The sequence below is a fragment of the Streptomyces sp. NPDC001868 genome (genome assembly GCF_040297125.1).
GTDB lineage: Bacteria > Actinomycetota > Actinomycetes > Streptomycetales > Streptomycetaceae > Streptomyces.
Genome location: NZ_JBEOYO010000039.1, coordinates 1 through 24,007 on the forward strand (window position 1 = coordinate 1; position 24,007 = coordinate 24,007).

Consider the following 24,007-nt stretch of genomic DNA (forward strand, 5'->3'; position numbering starts at 1 on the left):
GTTCCCCGCGCCCCTGAAGATTCAGGCCCCTGCGGGCCTGAGAAGCACAGGGCGCAGCCCGTGCTTCTCAGGGGCGCGGGGAACTGCGCGAGAAGCCCCACGCACCCGTACCCGACAACGCACCCACTCAGCGCCCGTTGAACGCGTCCTTCAGCCGAGAGAACAAGCCCTGCTGCCCGGGCTGGAACTGCCCCGTCGGCCGCTCCTCACCCCGCAGCGCGGCGAGCTGCCGCAGCAACCCCTCCTGCTCGGGATCGAGCTTCGTCGGCGTCTGCACCTCGACGTGGACGATCAGATCCCCACGCCCCCCACCGCGCAGATGCGTGACACCCCGCCCGTGCAACGGAATCGACTGCCCGGACTGCGTCCCGGGCCGGATGTCGACCTCCTCGAGACCGTCCAGCGTCTCCAACGGCACCTTCGTACCCAGAGACGCCGCCGTCATCGGAATCGTCACCGTGCAGTGCAGATCGTCCCCGCGCCGCTGGAACATCGCGTGCGGCAGCTCGTGGATCTCGACATAGAGGTCACCGGCGGGCCCGCCACCGGGCCCGACCTCACCCTCTCCGGCCAGCTGGATCCGCGTGCCGTTGTCGACACCGGCCGGGATCTTGACCGTGAGCGTCCGCCGCGACCTCACCCGCCCGTCGCCCGCGCACTCGGGGCAGGGGTTGGGGACGATCGTGCCGAAGCCCTGGCACTGCGGACAGGGCCGGGAGGTCATGACCTGACCGAGGAAGGACCGCGTGACCTGCGAGACCTCACCGCGACCGCGGCACATGTCACAGGTCTGGGCGGTGGTGCCCGGAGCCGCGCCCTCACCGCTGCACGTGGTGCAGACGATGGCCGTGTCGACCTGGATGTCCTTCGTCGTGCCGAAGGCCGCCTCGTCGAGGTCGATCTCCAGCCGGATCATCGCGTCCTGGCCGCGCCGCGTACGCGACCGGGGGCCCCGCTGGGACGCCGTACCGAAGAAGGCGTCCATGATGTCCGAGAAGTTGCCGAAGCCACCGGCGCCGAAGCCGCCCGCGCCCCCGCCGCCCGCCTGGGACAGCGGGTCGCCGCCGAGGTCGTAGACCTGCTTCTTCTGCGGGTCCGACAACACCTCGTAGGCGGCGTTGATCTCCTTGAACCGCTCCTGGGTCTTCGGATCGGGATTGACGTCCGGATGCAGCTCGCGCGCGAGCCTCCGGAACGCCTTCTTGATCTCGTCCTGAGACGCGTCGCGGCGCACGCCGAGCACGGCGTAGTAGTCCGTGGCCACTTAAGACTCCGCCAGGATCTGTCCGACGTACCGTGCCACCGCTCGTACCGCTCCCATCGTTCCCGGATAGTCCATGCGCGTAGGTCCGACCACGCCCAGTTTCGCTACTGCCTCGCCGCCCGAACCGTAGCCGACGGAGACGACGGACGTGGAGTTGAGTCCCTCATACGCGTTCTCATGACCGATGCGTACGGTCATGCCCGAATCCCCGGCCTCGCCAAGCAACTTGAGGAGGACGACCTGCTCCTCCAAGGCTTCCAGAACGGGCCGGATGGTGAGGGGGAAGTCATGTCCGAAGCGGGTGAGATTGGCGGTTCCGCCGATCATCAGCCGCTCCTCGCTCTCCTCGACGAGTGCTTCGAGAAGGGTGGAGAGCACGGTCGCGACCGTGCCCCGGTCCTCGACGTCGAACGCCTCCGGCAGGTCCTCGACCAGCCGGGGCACATCGGTGAACCGGCGGCCCGCGACCTTGCTGTTGAGCCGGGCCCGCAGATCCGCGAGTGACGTTTCTCCGAACGGCGCCGGACAGTCGACCAGCCGTTGTTCCACCCGTCCCGTGTCCGTGATCAGCACGAGCATCAGCCGGGCGGGGGCCAGCGACAGCAGCTCCACATGCCGCACCGTCGATCGTGTGAGCGACGGGTACTGCACGACGGCGACCTGCCGCGTGAGCTGCGCGAGCAGCCGTACGGTCCTGGCGACCACATCGTCCAGATCGACCGCGCCGTCCAGGAAGTTCTGGATGGCGCGCCGCTCGGGCGGGGTCATCGGCTTGACGCCGGCCAGCTTGTCGACGAAGAGCCGGTACCCCTTGTCGGTGGGGATGCGGCCCGCGCTGGTGTGGGGCTGGGCGATGAAACCCTCGTCCTCCAGCGCCGCCATGTCGTTGCGGACGGTCGCCGGGGAGACACCCAGGTTGTGCCGCTCGGTGAGCGCCTTGGAACCGACCGGCTCCTCGGTGCCCACATAGTCCTGGACGATGGCGCGCAACACCTGGAGCCTGCGTTCACTGAGCACCGCGCACACCTCCAGTCCGCTCTCCTGTGACTCTCTCTTGGCACTCACCCCGGGCGAGTGCCAACACTCCCCGCCCAGTGTACGGCGGTGGGGTACGCCCCCGGCAAGGCCGGTCCAGCCATGTCATGCCGACGTGTACCGACCTGTCCGATGATGTCGGGCGCCTTCCTACCGACGGGTATGCGACGGCTGCCTCCGTCCGGTCCCTCCCTCCGGCACGCGGAATTCGGCGGGGAGGCTCAGTGGGCCTCGGGGAGCTACAGCTAGCGTCGGCGCATGACGGTGACTTGGGAAGAGTGCGGATGGCAGGGATTGACGCCCCGGGTCGGACGGTGCCGCCTTCCCGGCTGGGACTGCACGGTCGGGCTGGTGGCCGGGGACGGCGCGGCCCTCGTGATCGACGCGGGTTCGAGCCTGCGGGAGGGCGCGCGGTTGCGCACCGAGGCGTGCCGGCTGCTCGGCGGCGCCCGTGTGACACATCTCGCGCTCACCCACCCCCACTTCGACCATGTCTTCGGGGCGGCGGCGTTCGCCGGGGTGGAGGTCTTCGGCGCGGTGGGCGTCGACGGTGTCCTGATCCGTGACCGCGACATCCTCCACGCGGACGCCGTGCACCACGGTCTCGCCCCGGTGGACGCGACGGAGGCCGCCGACCTCCTGGTACGCCCCCGTCACCAGGTCTCCGGCGAGTGGACGCTCGACCTGGGCGGCGGCGTCCGGGTCCTGCTGGCGAACGTCGGCCCGGGTCACACGGGCCACGACCTGGCCGTCCTGGTGCCGGGGGCCTCGGACGGCTCCCCCGACGTGGTCTTCTGCGGGGACCTCGTCGAGGAGTCCGGCGAACCGCAGTCGGGCCCGGACTCCGTCCCCTCCCGCTGGCCGGCCGCTCTGGACCGCCTCCTGAACCTGGGCGGCGAGGACGCGCTGTACGTCCCCGGGCACGGGGCGGTGGTGGACGCGGCGTTCGTACGGGCCCAACGCGACGCGCTGGCCCGCCGCTTCGGCGTGTCGGGCTGAGGGCGCGGGCATCCGGGCGCGGCTTCTCCTATCGTCACTCGAATGCGCCAGTACTCACCCGACCTGACCCCTCCCTGGAAGAAGCCCCAGCCGGCCCCCGAGGTCCCGGCAGACCCCGGTCTGGTCGTCGAGGAGCCCACCACCGGGTTCTGCGGGGCGGTCGTCCGCTGCGAGGCGGGCACGGTGACGCTGGAGGACCGCTTCGGCAAACACCGCGTGTTCCCGCTGGAACCCCGGGGCTTCCTGCTGGAGGGCCGGGTCGTGACGCTGGTCCGCCCCTCCTCCGCCGCCCCGGTCCGCCCCAGCCGCACGGCCTCCGGCTCGGTCGCCGTCCCCGGCGCCCGCGCCCGCGTGGCCCGCGCCGGCCGCATCTACGTCGAGGGCCGCCACGACGCCGAACTCGTCGAGCGGGTCTGGGGCGACGACCTGCGCATCGAGGGCGTGGTCGTGGAGTACCTGGAGGGCGTGGACGACCTGCCCGCGATCGTCGCGGACTTCGCCCCGGGCCCGGACGCCCGCCTCGGCGTCCTGGTCGACCACCTGGTCCCCGGCAGCAAGGAGTCCCGTATCGCGGCGTCGGTGACGAGCGACCACGCCCTCGTCGTCGGCCACCCGTACATCGACATCTGGGAGGCCGTGAAGCCGTCCTCGGTGGGCATCACGGCCTGGCCACGCGTGCCGCGCGGGCAGGACTGGAAGACGGGGGTGTGCCGGGCGCTGGGGTGGCCTTCGGAGAACACGGGGGCGGTGTGGCAGGCGATTCTGGCGCGGGTGGGCTCCTACAAGGACCTGGAGCCCGAGCTGCTGGGGCGGGTGGAGGAGCTGATCGACTTCGTCACGGACAGCGGTGGTGCCTGACAGTCGCCCTGGATCAGTCCACCAGGTCCCGCACCACCGCGTCCGCCAGCAACCGCCCCCGCAGCGTCAGCACCGCGCGCCCCTCCTCGTACGGCCCCGCCTCCAGCAGCCCGTCGGCCAGTGCCCGAGCGGCTGCGGCCAGGCCCTCTTCCCGCAGCAGCGACAACGGGCAGCCCTCCCGGAGCCGTAGCTCCAGCAGGATGCGTTCGACCCGGCGGTCCTCGTCCGCGAGGAGCTCCCGCCCGGCGCCCGGTGAGCGCCCGGCGGCCAGTGCGCCCGCGTACGCGCCGGGGTGCTTGACGTTCCACCAGCGGACGCCGCCGACGTGGCTGTGGGCGCCCGGCCCGGCGCCCCACCAGTCGGCGCCGCGCCAGTACAGCTCGTTGTGGAGGCAGCGCCCGGCGTCGGAGGTGGCCCAGTTGGAGACCTCGTACCAGTCGAAGCCGGCGGCCGAGAGCATCTCCTCGGCGATGAGATAGCGGTCGGCGTGGACGTCGTCGTCGGTCATCGGGACCTCGCCCCGGCGGATGCGCCGGGCGAGCTGCGTGCCCTCCTCGACGATCAGCGCGTACGCCGAGATGTGATCCGGTCCGGCGCCGAGCGCGGCGTCCAGGGAGGCCCGCCAGTCGTCGTCGGACTCCCCGGGCGTGCCGTAGATCAGGTCGAGGTTGACATGGTCGAACCCTGCGGCGCGCGCCTCCGCCACGCACGCTTCCGGGCGCCCCGGCGTATGCGTACGGTCGAGGATCTTCAGGACGTGCTGCCGGGCGCTCTGCATACCGAAGGAGAGCCGGTTGAAGCCGCCCGCGCGCAGGGTCTCCAGATAGGCGGGGTCGACCGACTCCGGGTTCGCCTCGGTCGTCACCTCCGCGTCGTCCGCGAGCCCGAACTCCTCCCGGATCGCCCCCAGCATCCGTACGAGGTCGTCGGCGGCCAGCAGCGTGGGTGTGCCGCCGCCGACGAAGACCGTACGGACGGGGCGCGGGTCGTCGCCGAGGACCTTGCGGGCGAGGCGGATCTCGTCGACGACCGTGTCCGCGTAGTTGTCGCGGGAGGCGAGGACGCCGCCGGTGCCGCGCAGCTCGGTCGCGGTGTAGGTGTTGAAGTCGCAGTAGCCGCAGCGGGTCGCGCAGTACGGGACGTGCAGATAGAACCCGAGGGGCCGCTCGGCCGCGCCGGCCAGGGCGTGCGCGGGCAGCGCCCCGTCGTCGGGGACGGGCTCACCGTCGGGGAGTGCGGAAGGCATGTCCTCCATTGTCCAGCACCGGCCGACTGCCGGTTTCCGTCACTTTCCGTGCTTCCGCCGCTCCTCCGCCGTACGTTCCGTCACTCCGCCTGCAGCACCAGCAGCGCCAGATCGTCGTCCGGTGGCCGTTCCCCGAACTCGTGCACGAGTCGGCGGATGCGTTCGGCGATCAGCTGGGCGTCGAGTCCGGCGCAGCCGACGAGCGCCGTGGCGAGACCGTCCTCGTCGTCGAACATGTGCGGCCCGCTGCGTCGCTCGGTGACCCCGTCGGTCACGCACAGCAGCGTGTCGCCGTGGCGCAGCTCGAAGGTCTCGGAGACGTACTCGGTGTCCTCGATCACCCCGAGCAGCGTCTGCGGCTCGGCCACGGCCCGTACGTCGCCGTCGGGGCCCAGGAGCAGCGGCAGCGGGTGCCCGGCGGAGGCGAGGGTGCAGTGGACGCCGCCGTCGAAGGGGACGAGTTCGCCGTAGAGGAGGGAGAGGAAACGGGTCTGCGGGCCGTCGGGGTCGACGAGGCCGGGGTCGCCCGCCGTGACCAGGGCACGGGCGGCGGCGTCGGCCGCCTCGGTGGCGTCGTCGAGGAGGAGCTGATTGAGGCGGTCGAGCACGTCCGCGACGCCGTACCCCTCGCGGGCGAGCAGCCGCAGCCAGGGCCGGGCGAGGCCGATGACCACCGCCGCCTCGGGGCCCTTGCCCTGGACATCGCCGATCGCGAAGCACCAGCGGCCCCGGCCCGCCGGGAACAGATCGTAGAAGTCGCCGCTGGGCCCGCCCTTGTCGCACGGCTCGTACACCAGCGCGCTGGACACCCCGGGGATCTCGGCGACCGCGCCGGGCAGCAGCCCGCGCTGGAGGACCCGGCTGATGGTGGCCTGGCGGGCGTACTGCCGGGCCGCCCCGATGGAGAGCGCGATCCGCCGGCTGAGGTCCTCGACCAGCCCGGTCACCTCGTCCGGGAAGCGGAGCAGTCCGGCCCGGCCGATGACGAGGGTGCCGAGGGGACGCCCGCCGGCGATGAGCCGGTAGGCGAGCGCGGCCCCGCCTTCGCGCTCCGCCGCCGCCCCGTCCTGGCCCTCCGCGACCGCCGAGCCGTCACTCGTCTCCGCCGGCCCGCCTCGGCCGCCGCCTTCCGCGACCGCCGAGCCTTCGCCCTGCCCCGTCACCGAGCCGTCACCCGGGCCTACCGAGCCGTCACCCGTGTCCGCCGGGCCGTCACCCGTGCCCACCGGGCCGTCACCCGTGTCCACCGAGCCGTCACCCGTGCCTACCGGCCCGCCCCCACCCCGTCCCGGCCACGCCACAGGCACCGCCCGTGACCGCACCGACTCGGGCAGCCTGGGCGGGTCCTGCTCCAGGGCGCGGCGCAGTTCCTCGATGCGGTTCTCGCTGCCGTGCCAGACGCGGGCGAGCCGTGGCGCCGGGCCGAGCGAACCGTCGCCGCCGCGCCAGCCCAGCCCCTCGTCCTCCAGCCACACCGCGCACCAGTCGGCCAGCCTCGGCACCAGCAGTTGTCCGGCGAGTGCGGCGACCAGGTCCTCGTCCAGTTGCCCGGCGAGCAGATCGGACGCCTCGGCGAGGAAGGAGAGCGCGCCCCGGTTCAGCCACTCCCGGTCGCGCTCCCCGCCGGGCCGGGGCACAGGGGCGACCAGATCGACCGGGCCCGCGCCGGGGTCCGCGCCGGGGCCAGGACCGGCCTCACCGGCGAAGCCGGAGCAACCGGCGTACGCCCGCGCATCCCAGTCCTGGGCCCCCTCGCCCCCGGCGGCTCCCTCGACCCCCTCATCACCGGCGTACGCCCCGAACGCCCCCTCCACCGCCATCGCCCCGTCGACCGCCATCGCGCCGTCGACCGCGCCGTCCACCGCCATCGCCCCGTCGACCGACAGCCGCGCCCAGACGGTCTTCACGCCGGTCCGGTAGGTGATCCCCCACGCTTCGGAGAGCGCGGCGACCAGGCGCAGACCGCGTCCGTACTCGGCGGCCCCGTAAGGCCGTTCGACGAGGTAGGGGCGTTCGGTGCCCTCGTCCCGTACCGCCCTGGAGGGATGGTGGTCCGAGACCTCGACGAGCAGCCATCCCGCGCCGGTCGGGTCGTCGCTGCCGAGACGGCACAGCAGTTCGACGTCCGTGCCCGCGTGGACGACCGCGTTGGTGACCAGCTCGCTGACCACCACGAGCGCGTCCTCGACGAGGCGGGCGGAGAGGGCGGAGGCGCCGGGCAGATCGAGTTCGGCCCACTCCGCGAGCGCGGCACCGACGAAGCGCCGGGCGGCTCCCGGCGCGAGCGGACCTCCGGGCAGCGCCACATGCGCCACCGCACGCCGGTCGATGCCCGCGTACGCGGGCGCGGCGTACAGCGACTCGGACCCGACGCGCGCCGGCGCATCGGGAGCACAGGACACGGTCTCCCGTTGCGTCGGAATGGCCCCCACTGAGCGGCTCCCTGAGAAAGTTCGGACGAATAGGCCTCAGGCGGCATGGACAGAGTGACAGACTGACCTCGCCCATAAGCGCCGAGTTACCGAAGTGGGCCACCATGAGTGAGAACAGTGCTACGCGGCTGCTCGAAAACGGCCAAAAAGTCGGCCAAAAGGACATCCCAACGGACAGCCACGAGGGCGGCCGAGAAGGCAGCCGCACCGACGGACAGATCCACGCATCGGATCTCCGCGCGCTGACCGCCGCCATGACCGCCGCCCGGGACGGCAGCTTCACGAAGGTCCCGGAGGCGGGCCCCGCGCCGGTGGCGGAGCTGTGCGCCCTCTTCAACCAGATCATCGACCGTAGCACCCACTTCGGCTCCGAAGTGCAGCGTGTAAGACGGGAGTTGGTCCGGCACGGCCGTCTCGACGAGCGGCTGTCGGCCAGCCCTGGACAGGGTGCCTGGGCGACCCGTGTCGACGACGTGAACCAGACGCTCGACGCCCTGGTGGCGCCCGCCGCGAACGCGACCCGCGTCCTGGACGCGGTGGCCGGCGGCGATCTGACCCAGCGCGTCGACCTGCACGACGGCAACCGTCAACTCCGGGGCGATCTACGGCGGTTGGGCCGTGCCGTGAACAAGATGGTGGACCAGCTGTCGCTGTTCACGGGTGAGGTGACCCGGGTCGCCCGCGAGGTCGGCACGGAGGGGCGGCTCGGCGGCCGGGCCAAGGTCCGGGGCCTGTCCGGGAGTTGGCGGGACGTGACGGAGGCCGTGAACACCATGGCCGCCCGGCTGACCGCGCAGGTGCGTGACATCGCCCTGGTGACCACCTCGGTGGCACGCGGCGATCTCACCCGTACGGTGACGGTCGAGGCGACCGGCGAGTTGCTCGAACTGAAGCTCACCGTCAACACGATGGTCGACCAACTGTCCGCCTTCGCCGACGAGGTCACCCGGGTCGCCCGCGAGGTCGGCACCGAGGGGCAGCTCGGCGGCCGGGCCCAGGTCAGAGGTGTCTCGGGGGTCTGGAAGGACCTCACCGACAACGTCAACTTCATGGCCTCGAACCTGACGTCGCAGGTCCGCAACATCGCCCAGGTCACCACCGCCGTCGCCAACGGCGACCTCAGCCAGAAGATCACCGTCGACGCGCAGGGCGAGATCCTGGAGCTGAAGTCGACCATCAACACGATGGTCGACCAGCTCTCCGCCTTCGCCGACGAGGTCACCCGGGTCGCCCGCGAGGTCGGCACCGAGGGCAACCTCGGCGGCCGGGCCCAGGTCCGGGGCGTCTCCGGCGTCTGGAAGGACCTCACCGACAACGTCAACTTCATGGCGGACAACCTGACTTCCCAGGTCAGGAACATCGCCCTCGTCTCCACCGCCGTCGCCCAGGGCGACCTCGGCAAGAAGATCACGGTCGAGGCGAAGGGCGAGATCCTCGAACTCAAGTCGACCATCAACACGATGGTCGACCAGCTCTCCGCCTTCGCCGACGAGGTCACCCGCGTGGCCCGCGAGGTCGGCACCGAGGGCAACCTCGGCGGCCAGGCACAGGTCCGGGGCGTCTCCGGCGTCTGGAAGGACCTCACCGACAACGTCAACTTCATGGCCCTGAACCTGACGTCGCAGGTCCGCAACATCGCCCAGGTGACGACGGCCGTCGCCAACGGCGACCTCTCCAAGAAGATCACCGTCGACGCGCGCGGCGAGATCCTGGAACTGAAGGACACCGTCAACACGATGGTGGAGCAGCTGCGGGCCTTCGCCGACGAGGTGACACGGGTGGCCCGCGAGGTCGGCACCGACGGCGCGCTCGGCGGCCGGGCCCAGGTGCTGGGCGTGTCGGGCGTGTGGCGGGACCTCACCGACAACGTCAACTACATGGCGGACAACCTGACTTCACAGGTCAGGAACATCGCCCAGGTGACCACGGCGGTGGCCAACGGCGACCTCTCCAAGAAGATCGACGTGGACGCGCGCGGCGAGATCCTGGAGCTGAAGACCGCCATCAACACCATGGTCGACACGCTCTCCTCCTTCTCCTCCGAGGTCACCCGGGTCGCCCGCGAGGTCGGCTCCGAGGGCCAACTCGGCGGTCAGGCAAGGGTGGAGGGCGTGTACGGCACCTGGAAGCGCCTGACGACGAACGTGAACGAACTCGCGTCGAACCTCACCACCCAGGTCCGCGCCATCGCCGAGGTCGCCTCCGCCGTGGCCCAGGGCGACATGTCCCGCTCGATCACGGTGGAGACGCAGGGCGAGGTCGCCGAGCTGAAGGACAACATCAACCTGATGGTGGCCAACCTCCGTGAGACCACCCGCGCGAAGGACTGGCTGGAGTCCAACCTCGCCCGCCTCGCCGCCCTGATGCAGGGCCACCGCGATCTGATGGAGGTCGCCGACCTGATCCTGCGCGAGCTGACCCCGCTGGTGAACGCCCAGTACGGCGCCTTCTACCTGGCCGACCCCGATGAGGACGGCGCGGCCCCGCTCCCGGTGGCGCCCACCAAGGGCCTCGCCTTCATCGCGGGCTACGGCGCGGCACAGGGCGCGACCGTCGAGACCGGCGGCCTTCCCGTGCACGGCCTGGTGGCGCAGGCGGCCCGCGAGAAGAAGCGGATCCTGGTGGAGGAGGCCCCACCGGGCTACATCAAGATCAACAGCGGCCTTGGCGAGGCCTCCCCGTCCAGCGTCGTGATCATCCCGATCCTCTTCGAGGACAAGCTCCTCGGCGTGATCGAGCTCGCCTCCTTCTCCCGCTTCTCCGATGTCCACCTGGCGTTCTTCGACCAGTTCGTGAACACCATCGGCGTCGCCATCAACACCATCATCGCCAACTCCCGTACGGAGTCCCTGCTCGGCGAGTCCCAGCGCCTCGCGATGCAGCTCCAGGAACGCTCGGACGAACTCCAGAAGCAGCAGGCGGAGTTGCAGCGCTCGAACGCCGAACTGGAGGAGAAGGCAGCCCTGTTGGCCACCTCTTCACAGTACAAGTCGGAGTTCCTGGCGAACATGTCCCATGAACTGCGCACCCCGCTGAACTCCCTGCTGATCCTGGCGCGGCTGCTCTCCGACAACCCGGACGGCCACCTCACCGACCAGGAAGTGCAGTTCGCGACCACGATCCACCGCTCCGGCTCCGACCTCCTCCAGCTGATCAACGACATCCTCGACCTCTCGAAGATCGAGGCGGGCCGGATGGACGTCCGCCCGAAGCGCCTGCCGCTCATCAAGCTCCTGGACTACGTCCACGCCACGTTCCGCCCGCTCACCCTCGACCGGGGCCTGGCCTTCGAGGTCACGGTCGGCGAGAACGTGCCGCGCGAGATGTACTCGGACGAGCAGCGCCTCCAGCAGATCCTGCGCAACCTGCTCTCCAACGCGATCAAGTTCACCGCGTCCGGCCGGGTCGAGCTGACCGTCAGCCGCGTCAAGGACCCGGACCACCGTTTCACCCGTGAGGACCACGACGAGGTGATCGCCTTCGCCGTCTCCGACACCGGCATCGGTATCGCGGCGGAGAAACTCCCGGTGATCTTCGAGGCGTTCCAGCAGGCCGACGGCACCACCAACCGCAAGTACGGCGGCACCGGCCTCGGTCTCTCCATCAGCCGGGAGATCGCCGGCCTCCTCGGCGGCCGCATCATCGCCGAGAGCGACCCCGGCCAGGGCTCGACCTTCACCCTGTACGTCCCGGTGTTCAGCCCCGGCCACGGGGTGACGGGCCCGGCCGCCGAGGAGCCCGGCAGCCTCGTACCCGAGCAGCCGGCCGGCGAGCCGTACCCGGCCGCCCAAGACAGCGACGACACCTGGCCCGCGCCCACCAAGCTGGAGGCGTGGAAGGCGGGTCGCGCGGGCCAGGTGCTGCCCGGCCGCCGGGTGCTGATCGTGGACGACGACATCCGCAACGTCTTCGCGCTCACCCATGTCCTGGGCCGCGTCGGCATGCCCGTCCTGTACGCGGAGAACGGCCGCGAGGGCATCGAGACCCTGGAGCGCAACCCGGACGTCGAACTCGTCCTGATGGACATCATGATGCCGGAGATGGACGGCTACGAGACGATCTCCGCCATCCGCCGCACCCCCCGCTGGGCCGGTCTGCCCATCGTCGCCCTCACCGCCAAGGCGATGCCCGGCGACCGCGAGAAGTCCATCGTCCGCGGCGCCAACGACTACGTACCGAAGCCGGTGGACGTCGACCAACTGCTCACGGTCGTCTGCGCGGTCCTGGACCCGGACGGCGCGGAGAACCTGCGGGCCGACGCCGAGCCGTCCCCCGGGAAACGCACCGGCGAGAAACGTACCGACGAGAACGAGGCACCCTCACCATGACCACTCAGGACCGGACCGACGGACGCGCGGGCATCCTCCTCGTCGACGACATGGAGGACAACCTGCTCGCCCTGGAGGCCGTCCTGGCATCCCTCAACGAGCCGCTCGTACGCGCCCGTTCGGGCGAGGAGGCGATGAAGGCCCTCCTGCGGCAGCGCTTCGCCGTCGTCCTCCTCGACATCCGTATGCCGGGCATGGACGGCTTCGAGACCGCCGCCCACATCAAGCGGCTCGACCAGACCAAGGACGTCCCGATCATCTTCCTCACCGGCACCGACGCCGACGCGGGCTACACCTTCCGCGGCTACGCCACCGGCGCGGCCGACTACCTGACCAAGCCCTTCGACCCCTGGGTTCTACGGGCCAAGGTGAGCGTGTTCCTGGACCTGCACCGCAAGAACCAGCAGCTGGAGAGCTTATTGGCGCGGCAACAGGAGCACACAGAACTGATCAGCTCCCGCCTGGCGGCCGTGGAGAAGCAACTGTCCGAAGCATCCCCGGACTTGACGGAGGCCCGAATACAGATCCAAGACCTCCGAGCCCTGGTGACAAGGGCCGACGCCGGCTAGGTCAGGGGCGCGGGGAACTGCGCGACCAGCCACGACGATCCCGCAGCCGCCAAGCAGTCCCCGCCACCCCGTACATCAGGCGCTACGCTTCCCGAGCCCCCGCGTACATGTCCTCGATGAGGTGCTGGTACTCCTTCTCCACCACCGGCCGCTTCAGCTTCAGACTCGGCGTCAACTCACCGTGCTCGACATCGAGATCCCGAGGCAGCAACCGGAACTTCTTGATCGTCTGCCACCGCTGCAGCCCCTCGTTCAGCTGCGCGACATGTCCCGCGATCATCTCCACCGTCGCCGGCGCCGAGATGACCTCCTCGTACGACTTGCCCGCCAGCCCGTTCTCCGCGGCCCACCCCTGGAGGGACACCTCGTCGAGGGCGATGAGCGCGGTGCAGAAGTTACGGTCCGCGCCGATCACCATGACGTTGGACGTGAACGGGCACAGCGCCTTGAACTGCCCCTCGATCTCGGTCGGCGCGATGTACTTGCCGCCGGACGTCTTGAACAGGTCCTTCTTCCGGTCGGTGATCCGCAGATACCCGTCGGGCGACAGCTCCCCGATGTCACCGGTGTGGAACCACCCGTCGGCCTCCAGGACCTCCGCGGTCTTCTCCGGCAGCCCGTGGTAGCCCTCCATGATGCCGGGGCCGCGCAGCAGGATCTCGCCGTCGTCCGCGATGCGCACCTCCGTACCGGGCAGCGGCTTGCCCACCGTGCCCGTACGGAAGGCCTCGCCCGGGTTGAGGAAGGAGGCGGCGGAGGACTCGGTGAGACCGTAGCCCTCCAGGATGGGGATGCCCGCGCCGGCGAAGAAGAAGCCGATCTCGGGCGCCAGCGCGACCGAGCCGGAGACACAGGCGCGCAGCCGGCCGCCGAACGCCTCGCGCAGCTTCTTGTAGACCAGCGCGTCGGCGACCTTGTGCTTGGCCTCCAGCCCGAACGGCACGGACGCGGTACCGGTGCGGCGGAAGTTGTCCTGGCTGACCTTCGCGTACTCGCGGGCGACCCCCGCCGCCCACTGGAAGATCTTGTACTTGGCCGGACCGCCCGCGCGCGCCTTGCCGACGACGCCGTTGTAGACCTTCTCGAAGATGCGCGGCACGGCGGCCATGTACGTCGGCTGCACGACCGGCAGATTCTCGATGATCTTGTCGACGCGGCCGTCGACGGCGGTGATGTGCCCGACCTCGATGTGCCCCGAGAGGAGCACCTTGCCCATGACGTGCGCGAGCGGCAGCCACAGGTACTGCACGTCCTCCGGTACGAGCAGACCGGTCGCGCCGATGGCCTTCGCCATGTACGCCCAGTTGTCGTGCGGCAGCCGGACACCCTTGGGGCGGCCCGTGGTGCCCGAGGTGTAGATGAGGGTGGCGAGCTGGTCCTTGGTGATCGCGCCGACCTTCTCCTTGATCAGGTCGGGCTTCTTCTCCAGGTACGCGGCGCCCCGCTTCTCCAGCTCGGCGAGCGAGAGCACCCAGTCCTCCGAGAGGTCGGCGCCCTCGGGGTCGATCACGATGACATGGGTCAGCTCGGGCAGCTCGGCCTTCTTCTCCCGGGCCTTGTCGAGCTGCTCGGCGTTCTCGGCGATGAGGACGCGGCTGCCGGAGTCGGACAGGATGTACGCGGATTCCTCGGCGTTGGTCTGCGGATAGACCGTGGTGTTGGCCGCGCCCGCGCACATGATGCCCAGGTCGCAGAGGATCCACTCGATCCTGGTCGCGGACGACAGGGCGATGCGCTGCTCCGGCTGTACGCCGAGCTCGACGAGGCCGGCCGCGATGGCGTTGACCCGCTCGGCCGCCTGCGCCCAGTTCAGCGACTTCCAGTCCGAGGGTCCCTCGCCGGAGGCGGGCGGCACGGGGTAGCGGAATGCCTCGGCATCGGGCGTGGCCGCCACGCGCTCCAGGAAGAGGGCCGCCATGGACGGCGGACGGTTCTCGATCAGTGTCTGTGTGTCGCTCACGACATCCTCCGGGGCACGCGACAGTGCGGCTGGCTCATGGACTGTGCGGCTGGCTCAAAGCGGCTGTTGTTTAACTCGCGAGTAACCATCGAGTGGTGATCAGGGTAGAGCGAGGTTGGCTGGTTCGTAAGGGGCGGCGGGCAGTCACTTTCCACCGAGAACGACCGTACGAACACGCGCCGGTGTCTCCCGGAAGACCTGCGGGCCCGCCGCGCCGAAACGCGACGAGCCCGCATTGTGCCCGAGTTTCCGGGGGTAACAGCGACCGCCCCACGGACGGCGGCGGTCACCTCCGGTGGCTACTTCTTGCCCTTGCCGCCCCCGCCGCTGTCATCGCTGGACAGCACGGCGATGAAGGCCTCCTGCGGAACCTCCACAGAGCCCACCATCTTCATCCGCTTCTTGCCTTCCTTCTGCTTCTCCAGCAGCTTCCGCTTACGGGAGATGTCACCGCCGTAGCACTTGGCGAGGACGTCCTTGCGGATGGCGCGGATGGTCTCGCGGGCGATGACACGCGACCCGATGGCGGCCTGGATGGGCACCTCGAAGGCCTGCCGCGGGATCAGCTCGCGCAGCTTGGCGACGAGCCGCACCCCGTACGCGTACGCGGCGTCCTTGTGGGTGACCGCCGAGAAGGCGTCCACCTTGTCGCCGTGCAGCAGGATGTCGACCTTGACCAGGCTGGAGGTCTGCTCGCCGGTGGGCTCGTAGTCCAGCGACGCGTACCCGCGTGTCTTCGACTTCAGCTGGTCGAAGAAGTCGAAGACGATCTCCGCGAGCGGCAGCGTGTAGCGGATCTCGACCCGGTCCTCCGACAGATAGTCCATGCCGAGCAGGGTGCCGCGCCGGGTCTGGCACAGCTCCATGATCGACCCGATGAACTCGGAGGGCGCGAGGATCGTGGCCCGGACGACGGGCTCGAACACGGAGTCGATCTTCCCCTCGGGGAACTCGCTCGGATTGGTGACCGTGTGCTCGGCGCCGTCCTCCATGACCACGCGGTAGACCACGTTGGGCGCGGTCGCGATCAGATCGAGCCCGAACTCGCGCTCCAGCCGCTCACGGATCACATCGAGGTGCAGCAGCCCGAGGAAACCGACACGGAAACCGAAGCCCAGCGCCGCCGAGGTCTCCGGCTCGTACACCAGCGCGGCGTCGTTGAGCTGGAGCTTGTCGAGGGCGTCGCGCAGCTCGGGGTAGTCCGACCCGTCGAGCGGATAGAGCCCCGAGAAGACCATGGGCTTGGGGTCCTTGTAACCCCCCAGCGCCTCGGTCGCGCCCTTGTGGAGGGTGGTGATCGTGTCACCGACCTTGGACTGCCGGACGTCCTTCACACCGGTGATCAGATAGCCGACCTCACCGACACCGAGCCCGTCGGCCGCCTTCATCTCCGGGGCCGAGACACCGATCTCCAGCAGCTCGTGCGTGGCACCCGTGGACATCATCCGGATCCGCTCACGCTTGTTGAGCTGCCCGTCGATGACACGGACGTACGTCACGACACCCCGGTAGGAGTCGTACACCGAGTCGAAGATCATGGCCCGCGCCGGGGCGTCCTGGACACCGACGGGCGCCGGAACCTCTGCGACGACCCGGTCCAGCAGCGCCTCGACCCCCAGCCCGGTCTTGGCGGAGACCTTCAGCACATCCTCGGGGTCGCAGCCGATGAGGTTGGCGAGCTCCTCGGAGAACTTCTCCGGCTGGGCCGCCGGCAGGTCGATCTTGTTCAGTACGGGGATGATCTTGAGGTCGTTCTCCATCGCCAGGTAGAGGTTGGCGAGGGTCTGGGCCTCGATGCCCTGGGCCGCGTCGACGAGGAGCACGGTCCCCTCACACGCCGCCAGCGACCGCGACACCTCGTACGTGAAGTCGACGTGCCCGGGGGTGTCGATCATGTTGAGGATGTGCGTGTTGCCCGGATCGTCGGTCGGCGCCCAGGGCAGACGCACCGCCTGGGACTTGATCGTGATGCCACGCTCACGCTCGATGTCCATGCGGTCGAGGTACTGAGCACGCATCTGCCGCTGCTCGACCACACCGGTCAGCTGAAGCATCCGGTCGGCGAGCGTGGACTTGCCGTGGTCGATGTGCGCGATGATGCAGAAGTTGCGGATCAGAGCCGGGTCGGTACGGCTCGGCTCGGGCACATGGCTAGGGATCGCGGGCACGCAGGGTCCTGATTCTTGAGGTGTCCGCAGCCGTCTGCGGTCTCGGGTCGGATCTGGAGGGTCTGACGAGTCTGGTACGTAGGCACCATGGTCCCACGGGTGGAGAACTGCGACCGGTTTGGGCCGACCCGTGGACGGCTGGTAGCGTGGGCGGCTGTGTCTCATGCCCTCTCAGCAGGAGGCACATCCCAAGAAAATCAAGCTGAAAAGGCTCATTCGTGGCGAACATCAAGTCCCAGATCAAGCGGAACAAGACCAACGAGAAGGCGCGCCTTCGCAACAAGGCCGTCAAGTCGTCGCTCAAGACCGCGATCCGCAAGGCCCGCGAGGCCGCTGCCGCGGGTGACACCGAGAAGGCAACCGAGTACCAGCGCGCTGCCGCGCGTCAGCTCGACAAGGCCGTCTCCAAGGGCGTCATCCACAAGAACCAGGCCGCCAACAAGAAGTCGGCGCTTGCTTCCAAGGTCGCTTCCCTCAAGGGCTGAGCTTCACCTTTGATCTGACAGCCGGCTGGACCCGAGCGGGCCCTCTCTCTCCGCTCCCACCCGGCCCCCCGGACCCGTACGCGGCCTGCGTTCGCCACGCGGGTATGGGTCCACCATCGTGACCCGAGGCCCCGCCCTCCGTCCCTTCCCCAGGGCCGGATGCGGGGCCTTTGGCATAGGGCTCAGCCTCATGCTTTTCAGGGGCGCGGGGAACGGCGCGACAAGCCCCAACGCTCCCGCACGTACGAAACTCACCGCACACCCCCTCCCCCCTCCCGGGGTCGAAGGGGCAGCGCCCCTGATGATGGGACGGGTAGGGGCGGCGGGGGCGAAAATCACCCCCGACGAGACCGCGCCGCCCGAGCGATCACCACAACCGCCTTCTCCAACGCGTACTCGGGATCATCCCCCCCACCCTTCACCCCTGCATCGGCCTCGGCCACCGCCCGCAACGCCACGGCCACCCCATCCGGCGTCCACCCCCGCATCTGCTGCCGCACCCGATCGATCTTCCACGGCGGCATCCCCAACTCCCGCGCGAGATCCCCCGGCCGCCCACCCCGCGCCGACGACAACTTCCCGATCGCCCGCACCCCCTGAGCCAGCGCACTGGTGATCAACACCGGCGCCACCCCCGTCGCCAGCGACCACCTCAGCGCCTCCAACGCCTCCGCGGCCCGCCCCTCGACGGCCCGGTCGGCCACCTCGAAGCTCGACGCCTCGGCCCGCCCGGTGTAGTACCGCCCGACCACGGCATCGTCGATCGTCCCCTCGACATCCGCGACCAACTGCGACGCCGCGGCCGCCAGCTCCCGCAGATCACTCCCGATCGCGTCGCAGAGCGCCTGACACGCCTCGGGCGTGGCGGACCGCCCGAGCGTCCGGAACTCCCCCCGCACGAACGCCAGCCGATCCGCCGGCTTCGTCATCTTGGGGCACGCCACCTCCCGCGCCCCCGCCTTGCGCGCCGCGTCCAGCAGCGCCTTCCCCTTGGCGCCGCCCGCGTGCAGCAGCACGAGGGTGATCTCCTCGGCGGGAGCCCCCAGATACGCCTTCACGTCCTTGACCGTGTCGGCCGACAGATCATGCGCATTGCGCACGACCACGACCTTCCGCTCCGCGAAGAGCGACGGACTCGTCAGCTCGGCGAGCGTGCCGGGCTGCAACTGGTCCGAGGACAGATCCCGTACGTCCGTGTCGGCGTCGGAGGCCCGGGCAGCGGCCACCACCTCCCGCACGGCACGGTCGAGCAGCAGATCCTCCTGGCCCACGGCGAGCGTCACGGGGGCGAGAGGGTCGTCATTCACACTCTTCTTGGCCATCCCCCACAGCATCCCACGGCCCACTGACAACCCATCCCCGCGGCAACCGCGCCCCTGTCAAGGGCGCGGGGAACCGCGCGAACACCCCCACCACCCCGCAGCCGGCGAACAACCGAGCAGTCACCCGGCGCCCCCGGCGGAGCGTCACGGCTCCTCCCGCCACCCCTCCCACTCCCCCGCGAACGCGTCCAACGCCACCGGATCGAGCCGCCCCCTCTCGTCCCGCAGCACCAACAACCACTGCGCGTCCTCGGCGTCGTCCTCCCCCGCCAACGCGTCCCGCACCAGCTGCGGCTCCTCATCCAGCCCGAACCGCTCCCCGAGCACCTCGGCCGCCGCCTCCGCCGCGTCCCGATCGGGCAACACCAACACATGCCTCACATCACTCACGCCCCCATTTTCCGCCACGCCCACCCGACCTTGGCCCCCTCCCCCCCTCCCTCCCCCTCCCCCTCCGCCCTCCCTCCCTGCCCCTCTCAGCGCCCCCCGCGTCCCTCCCTCACCTCCGGCACCCGCCCCAGCTCCATCCCGAAGCGCTCCCGGTACGCCGCCAGCACCTCCCCGTCCGTCGTCAGCTCGGTCACCTCCCGGGTGCCCTCCGCCGAGGTGACCGTGAGTGTGCGGCCGCTGAGGGTGATGCGGCCACCGTCCTCGGCGACCCGGGAGCAGACGAGGGAGCGGGTGAAGTGGGAGGCCGGTGAGGTGCTGTGCCACCAGGCCCCGGCCACGAAGTCCCCGAGCTCTCTCGGCCGCGCCTCCAGTCGGTACTGGGGCTTGCCGTCCCGGAACACGTCCAGGTCCCCGAACTCCCGCCCCCCACTCTCCCGGTCCGCCTCCGCCACCCGGAACGTGCCGCCCGGATCCGCCTGCTCCCCCCGGTCCCCGAACTCCAGCGGATAGTGGCTGTTCGTCCCGAACCCCACATCGGCCAGCCAGTCACCCCCGTCCACCGTCCGCACCCGCAGCGCGAGATGGTCGAACGGGATACCGAGCCGCCCCTCCTCTCCGTACACCCGCGCCGCGAGCAGCGTCACGTCGAAGCCGAGCGTCGCGAGCAACGCCCCGAACAGCCCGTTCAGTTCGTAGCAGAAGCCGCCCCTGCGCTCCCCGACCACCTTGTCCAGCAGCCGCTTCTCCTCCAGGACGATCTCCTCTCCGAGGTGGATCGACAGGTTCTCGAACGGCACCGTCCGCAGATGGCGCAGGTGCAGTTCACGCAGCACGTCGACAGTGGGCCAGGCCGGCTGCTCCGCTCCGAGACGGCGAAGGTAGGCGTCAAGCTCTGCGGTATCCATGCCCTCAGTCTCTCGCCACCAGCAGCTCCTTCGCCGTACCCGCGACGGCGATCGCGCCGTCCTCGTCCGTACGCAGCACCGTCGCACCCCCGGCCCGCAGCGCCGCGACCGTACTGGGCGCCGGATGCCCGTACGGGTTGTCCGCACCCACCGAGATCAGGGCCAGCCGGGGGGCCATCGCCCGTATCAGGCCCGGGTCCTGGTAGGCCGAACCATGGTGGGCGACCTTCACCACGTCCACGCCTCCCAGCGCCGCGGCCTCCGGGGATCTCACCAGTTCCCGCTGGCCCGGTGGTTCAAGGTCGCCCAAGAGCAGCAGGGTCAGCCCGGCCGTGCGGACGAGCATGGTCACACTGGCGTCGTTCGGCCCGTCCGGTGCGACGGCGTCGCCCGGCGGCCACAGCACCCGCCAGGTGAGGCTCCCCGTGCGCCGCTCCTCCCCGGCCACGGCCCGCGTCAGCGGAATCCGCCGGGCCGCCGCCTCCCTGCGCACGAACGCGGCCTGGTCCGCGGGCTCCTCGAACCCCGTCGCCGCGATCGCCCCCACCGAACGCCCCCGCAGCACTCCCGGTAGCCCCACCACATGGTCGGCGTGGAAATGGGTGAGCACGACCAGGGGGACCCTGGTGATACCGAGTGCCGTCAGACAGCGGTCGACCAGCACCGGATCGGGACCGGCGTCCACGACCACCCCGGCACCGTCGCCCGCCGCGAGGACGGTCGCGTCCCCTTGTCCCACATCGCACATCACGAAGCGCCAGCCCGGCGGCGGCCAGCCCGTGATCACCCTGGTCAGCGGGGGTGGCTGCACCACGACCAGCAGGAACGCCACCAGACAGGCCCCCACCAGCCAGGGGTGGCTGATGAGCCGCCGCCCGACGAGGACGACGACCACGGTGACCAGGACGAGCAGCAGCGCGCCGGTCCAGCTGCCCGGCCAGTCCACTCCCGCGCCGGGCAGCGACGCCCCGGTGCGGGCGATGTCCGCGATCCAGCCGGCGGGCCAACCCGCGCACCAGGCAAGGCACTCGGCCACCGGCATCGCCACCGGGGCCGTCGCCAGCGTGGCGAACCCCAGCACCGTGGCCGGGGCCACCGCGAACTCCGCCAGCAGATTGCACGGCACCGCCACCAGGCTCACCTTCGCCGACAGCACCGCGACGACCGGCGCGCACACCGCCTGCGCGGCTCCCGCCGCCGCCAGCGCCTCCGCCGGACGCGGTGGCACCCGGCGCCGCTGGAGCGCCGCACTCCAGCGCGGGGCGAGCGTGAGCAGGGCCCCGGTCGCGAGAACGGACAGCAGGAATCCGTAACTACGGGCCAGCCACGGGTCGTACAGCACCAGCAGCAGGACCGCCGTCGCCAGCGCGGGGATGAGGGATCTGCGGCGCCCCGTCGCGATGGCCAGCAGGGCGATCGAGCCGCAGGCCGCGGCCCGCACCACGCTCGGGTCCGGCCGGCACACGATCACGAAGCCCAGCGTCAGCGCGCCGCCGGCCAGCGCGGTCGCCCGCAGCGGAATCCCGAGCCGGGGCGCGAGCCCCCGCCGCTCGGCCCTCTGTGCCAGCCCCGGCGGCCCGATGAACAGGGCCAGCAGGATCGTGAAGTTCGCCCCGCTGACGGCGAGCAGATGAGTGAGGTCGGTCGCCTTGAACGCCTCGTCCAGCTCGGCCGGAACCCGCGAGGTGTCCCCCACGACGAACCCCGGCAGCAACGCCCGCGCGTCCGGGTCCAGCCCGTCGGTCGCCTCCCGCAGCCCCGCACGCAGCCGCCCCGCGAACCGCTGCACCGCGCTGGGCTCCTCCACCACCACCGGCGCCCCACCGCCCCGCACCCTCAGCACGGCCGCCACCCGGTCTCCCCCGACCATGGCCGGTACGACCTGCGCCGCCACCCGCACCCGCGTGGACGGCAGCAGCGAGAGCCACGACGATCGACCGGACCGCTCCCGCACATCGACGATGACCAGCACCGGTGCCCGCGTGTCCACGACCGCCCCGTCCGGGCTCCCCACACGTCGTACCTCGGCCTGGAGGAGCACGGCCGCCGGGGCCGCGTGGTTGCCCCTGATCCGGGGGCGGGTGAGGCGCGGGTCGGACGTCAGCTCGACCTCCGCGGTCGCCCGGGCGTACCGCTCGGCCAGCGCCGGCACGGGCCCCCGCCTCAGATCAGCCCCATGCAGCCCGGCGGAGGCGGCAGCCGCCCCCGCACACAGCAGCACAGCGGCGACGGACACCTTCGTCCAGCCCCCGGCCCCACGCCGCCCCCACCCTCGCCCTTCCTCGTCCTGGTCCGGGTCCTGGTCCTGGTCCTGCTCCCGCCGCCCTTGCCCTTGCCCTTGCCCTTGCCCTTGCCCTTGCCCTTGCCCTTGCCGAGGAACGAGCAGGGCCAGGCCCCCTACCAGGCAGACCGCGACCACTCCCGTCACCCACCCCGGCGAGGCGTGCACCATCAGCGCCGCCGTCCCCCACGCGGCCAGCGCCGGCGGCACGAGACGTAGATCGGTCGGCCCCTCCTGCCTGGGGTGCGCGTCGCCGAGCCGGGTGCCGGAGGCCGCGTGCACGGCGGGCCGCGCCGGAGCGGCCCGCGCACCGGCCGCCGCCGTCCGCACCCCCTCTTCCGTCGCCCTCATGGCCGTACGAGATTCCGCAGGTCGGCGAAACGGCGGTCGCCGATGCCGTTCACTTCACGCAGTTCGTCGACCGAGCGGAAACCGCCGTGCTGGGCGCGGTAGTCGATGATGTGCTGGGCGAGGACAGGGCCGACGCCGGGCAGGGTGTCCAGCTGGTCGGCGGTGGCCGTATTGAGGGAGACGGGAGCCGCAGGAGCGGCCCCGCTCCCGACCGCACCACCACCGCCCGCCACTGCCCCCGCCCCGGGCACCGGCGCCGGAGTGCCGACCAGGACGTGTTCGCCGTCCACGAGGAGCCGGGCGCGGTTGAGCCCGTCGGTGTTCGCCCCCGGCCGCACACCGCCCGCCGCCCGCAGCGCGTCGGCCACCCGGGAACCGGCCGGCAACCGCTGGATGCCTGGTCTGCGTACCTTCCCGCCGACGTCCACCACGATCGAGGGCCCGGCCGTGGCACCGACCGCCCCGGCCGCGTCGCCCGACACCGGAGCCGCCCGGCCGTCCCCGGGCACCCCAAACGAGGCCGCCGGACCTCCCGCGTCCCCCGAAGCCCCTGGGGCACCCGCCCGCACCACCTCGGGTGCGCTCACCGGCTGGGTCCGGCCCGCCCAGAAGTGCTGTGCCGCGAACACCGCCGCGACGACCAGCACCACGCTCAGCGCGACCACGCTCTTCCGCTCGATGCCGCACCGCATCTGCAACCACAACGGCAACCGCTCCCGCACGGCGGGCGCCACCCGCTCCCGCCACGCGCCCCGCCCCTCACGACCGACAGCGCTGTCGTCGGCGTCACGGTCAGGCACGGCCCGCTCCCCAGCGGAAGCACCGGAGCCCTCAGCCCTCCCCACCCGAACCTCGCCGACCCCACCGCCTCCGCCGACCCTGCCAAGCCCATCGACCCCGCTGACCCCGCTGGCCCTGTCGGCGCCACCAACCCTGCCGACCTCGCCGACCTCGGCGACCCCGCCCCCTACCGTCCCCCTGCGCGCCCCCGGCGGCCCATGCCCCAACTCCCTTGGCTCCCTGGCCCTCTCGGGAAACAGCGCCTCCGCGCGCATGCGGAGCGTCTCCGCCGATGCCCGGCGACGGCCGGCCCTGCCCCTCGGCTGTCGGGAGCGGTGCCGGGCGCGCCCGTCGGAGGACGGGCCCCGGCCCGGGCCGCTGGTGACCGTCGCAGTACCTGAACGTGAACGTGAACCTGATCGAAGTGCCATGCGACGAGGATCGGGCAACTCCGCCCACTCGCGATGATCTTGCTGATTTCCCGTGGATTACTGCCCAGTTGTGGATAACTCCGTCACCCACACGAGCGACGACCCCACACACGAGCCAGCCTCGATCACCTACCACGGCCGGGGTCACCTCACCCAGACACGGCATCACCCCACCCAGGCAGGAATCACCTCACCAAGGCAGG

16 protein-coding genes are annotated in these 24,007 nt (G+C 71.0%); 5 read left to right on the forward strand and 11 right to left on the reverse strand.

Features of this window, described 5'->3' with window-relative positions; translation table 11 throughout:
- Positions 1 to 127: 127 nt before the first annotated feature.
- Together dnaJ and hrcA are read right to left on the reverse strand one after the other, a co-directional pair.
- Positions 128 to 1,264 carry a molecular chaperone DnaJ gene (gene dnaJ, locus ABT147_RS33340; protein WP_351413192.1) on the reverse strand — a complete coding sequence of 379 codons (1,137 nt, stop codon included), beginning with the start codon at positions 1,262 to 1,264 and terminating at the stop codon, positions 128 to 130.
- Complete coding sequence (gene hrcA / locus ABT147_RS33345) at positions 1,265 to 2,281, reverse strand: heat-inducible transcriptional repressor HrcA (protein ID WP_184894198.1); 1,017 nt, start codon at positions 2,279 to 2,281, stop codon at positions 1,265 to 1,267.
- A gap of 276 nt (positions 2,282 to 2,557) precedes the next feature.
- Between hrcA and ABT147_RS33350 the strand changes: the two genes are divergently transcribed.
- Both ABT147_RS33350 and ABT147_RS33355 read left to right on the forward strand, forming a co-directional pair.
- Positions 2,558 to 3,298: an MBL fold metallo-hydrolase gene (locus ABT147_RS33350; protein WP_351413194.1), complete on the forward strand. Its 741-nt coding sequence runs from the start codon at positions 2,558 to 2,560 to the stop codon at positions 3,296 to 3,298.
- A 42-nt stretch (positions 3,299 to 3,340) separates the two neighbouring features.
- Entirely contained in the window at positions 3,341 to 4,156 is an 816-nt protein-coding gene (locus tag ABT147_RS33355; RefSeq protein WP_351413197.1) for a DUF3097 domain-containing protein, read from the forward strand.
- Positions 4,157 to 4,169: 13 nt separating this feature from the next.
- On the opposite strand, the gene hemW is transcribed toward ABT147_RS33355, so the two are convergent.
- Positions 4,170 to 5,402, reverse strand: a complete 1,233-nt coding sequence (hemW, locus tag ABT147_RS33360; RefSeq protein WP_351413199.1) for a radical SAM family heme chaperone HemW — start codon at positions 5,400 to 5,402, stop codon at positions 4,170 to 4,172.
- Between the two features lie 80 nt (positions 5,403 to 5,482).
- On the reverse strand, positions 5,483 to 7,804 hold the full coding sequence (locus ABT147_RS33365) for a SpoIIE family protein phosphatase (RefSeq protein WP_502983201.1): 2,322 nt from the start codon (positions 7,802 to 7,804) through the stop codon (positions 5,483 to 5,485).
- A gap of 284 nt (positions 7,805 to 8,088) precedes the next feature.
- Between ABT147_RS33365 and ABT147_RS33370 the strand changes: the two genes are divergently transcribed.
- Both ABT147_RS33370 and ABT147_RS33375 read left to right on the forward strand, forming a co-directional pair.
- Positions 8,089 to 12,162: a HAMP domain-containing protein gene (locus ABT147_RS33370; RefSeq protein WP_351413311.1), complete on the forward strand. Its 4,074-nt coding sequence runs from the start codon at positions 8,089 to 8,091 to the stop codon at positions 12,160 to 12,162.
- On the forward strand, positions 12,159 to 12,731 hold the full coding sequence (locus ABT147_RS33375; protein WP_351413204.1) for a response regulator: 573 nt from the start codon (positions 12,159 to 12,161) through the stop codon (positions 12,729 to 12,731). The genes ABT147_RS33370 and ABT147_RS33375 overlap by 4 nt, the downstream gene beginning before the upstream one ends.
- Positions 12,732 to 12,813: 82 nt before the next feature.
- Here the strand turns inward: ABT147_RS33375 and ABT147_RS33380 are convergent, their stop codons facing one another.
- Positions 12,814 to 14,691, reverse strand: a complete 1,878-nt coding sequence (locus ABT147_RS33380; protein ID WP_351413206.1) for an AMP-dependent synthetase/ligase — start codon at positions 14,689 to 14,691, stop codon at positions 12,814 to 12,816.
- A gap of 299 nt (positions 14,692 to 14,990) precedes the next feature.
- A complete protein-coding gene (gene lepA / locus ABT147_RS33385; protein ID WP_351413208.1) occupies positions 14,991 to 16,859 on the reverse strand; it encodes a translation elongation factor 4 in 1,869 nt (622 codons plus the stop codon).
- 218 nt (positions 16,860 to 17,077) lie between these two features.
- On the opposite strand from lepA, the gene rpsT reads away from it, so the two are divergent.
- Positions 17,078 to 17,344 (forward strand): 30S ribosomal protein S20, encoded by a 267-nt coding sequence (rpsT, locus tag ABT147_RS33390; RefSeq protein WP_152168622.1) that lies wholly within the window; start codon positions 17,078 to 17,080, stop codon positions 17,342 to 17,344.
- A gap of 335 nt (positions 17,345 to 17,679) precedes the next feature.
- On the opposite strand, the gene holA is transcribed toward rpsT, so the two are convergent.
- The 5 genes from holA to ABT147_RS33415 all read right to left on the reverse strand — a co-directional run bounded on the left by holA (position 17,680) and on the right by ABT147_RS33415 (position 23,648).
- Positions 17,680 to 18,666 (reverse strand): DNA polymerase III subunit delta, encoded by a 987-nt coding sequence (gene holA, locus ABT147_RS33395; protein WP_351413211.1) that lies wholly within the window; start codon positions 18,664 to 18,666, stop codon positions 17,680 to 17,682.
- Between the two features lie 144 nt (positions 18,667 to 18,810).
- Positions 18,811 to 19,056, reverse strand: coding sequence for a hypothetical protein (locus tag ABT147_RS33400; protein WP_351413213.1), 246 nt, complete (start codon positions 19,054 to 19,056; stop codon positions 18,811 to 18,813).
- Between the two features lie 86 nt (positions 19,057 to 19,142).
- Positions 19,143 to 19,961 carry an arylamine N-acetyltransferase family protein gene (locus ABT147_RS33405; protein ID WP_351413216.1) on the reverse strand — a complete coding sequence of 273 codons (819 nt, stop codon included), beginning with the start codon at positions 19,959 to 19,961 and terminating at the stop codon, positions 19,143 to 19,145.
- Between the two features lie 4 nt (positions 19,962 to 19,965).
- Complete coding sequence (locus ABT147_RS33410; RefSeq protein WP_502983202.1) at positions 19,966 to 22,593, reverse strand: ComEC/Rec2 family competence protein; 2,628 nt, start codon at positions 22,591 to 22,593, stop codon at positions 19,966 to 19,968.
- The gene (locus ABT147_RS33415) at positions 22,590 to 23,648 is read right to left on the reverse strand and encodes a ComEA family DNA-binding protein (protein WP_502983203.1); all 1,059 of its coding nucleotides are present in this window, start codon (positions 23,646 to 23,648) and stop codon (positions 22,590 to 22,592) included. The genes ABT147_RS33410 and ABT147_RS33415 overlap by 4 nt, the downstream gene beginning before the upstream one ends.
- Between the last annotated feature and the right edge of the window lie 359 nt (positions 23,649 to 24,007).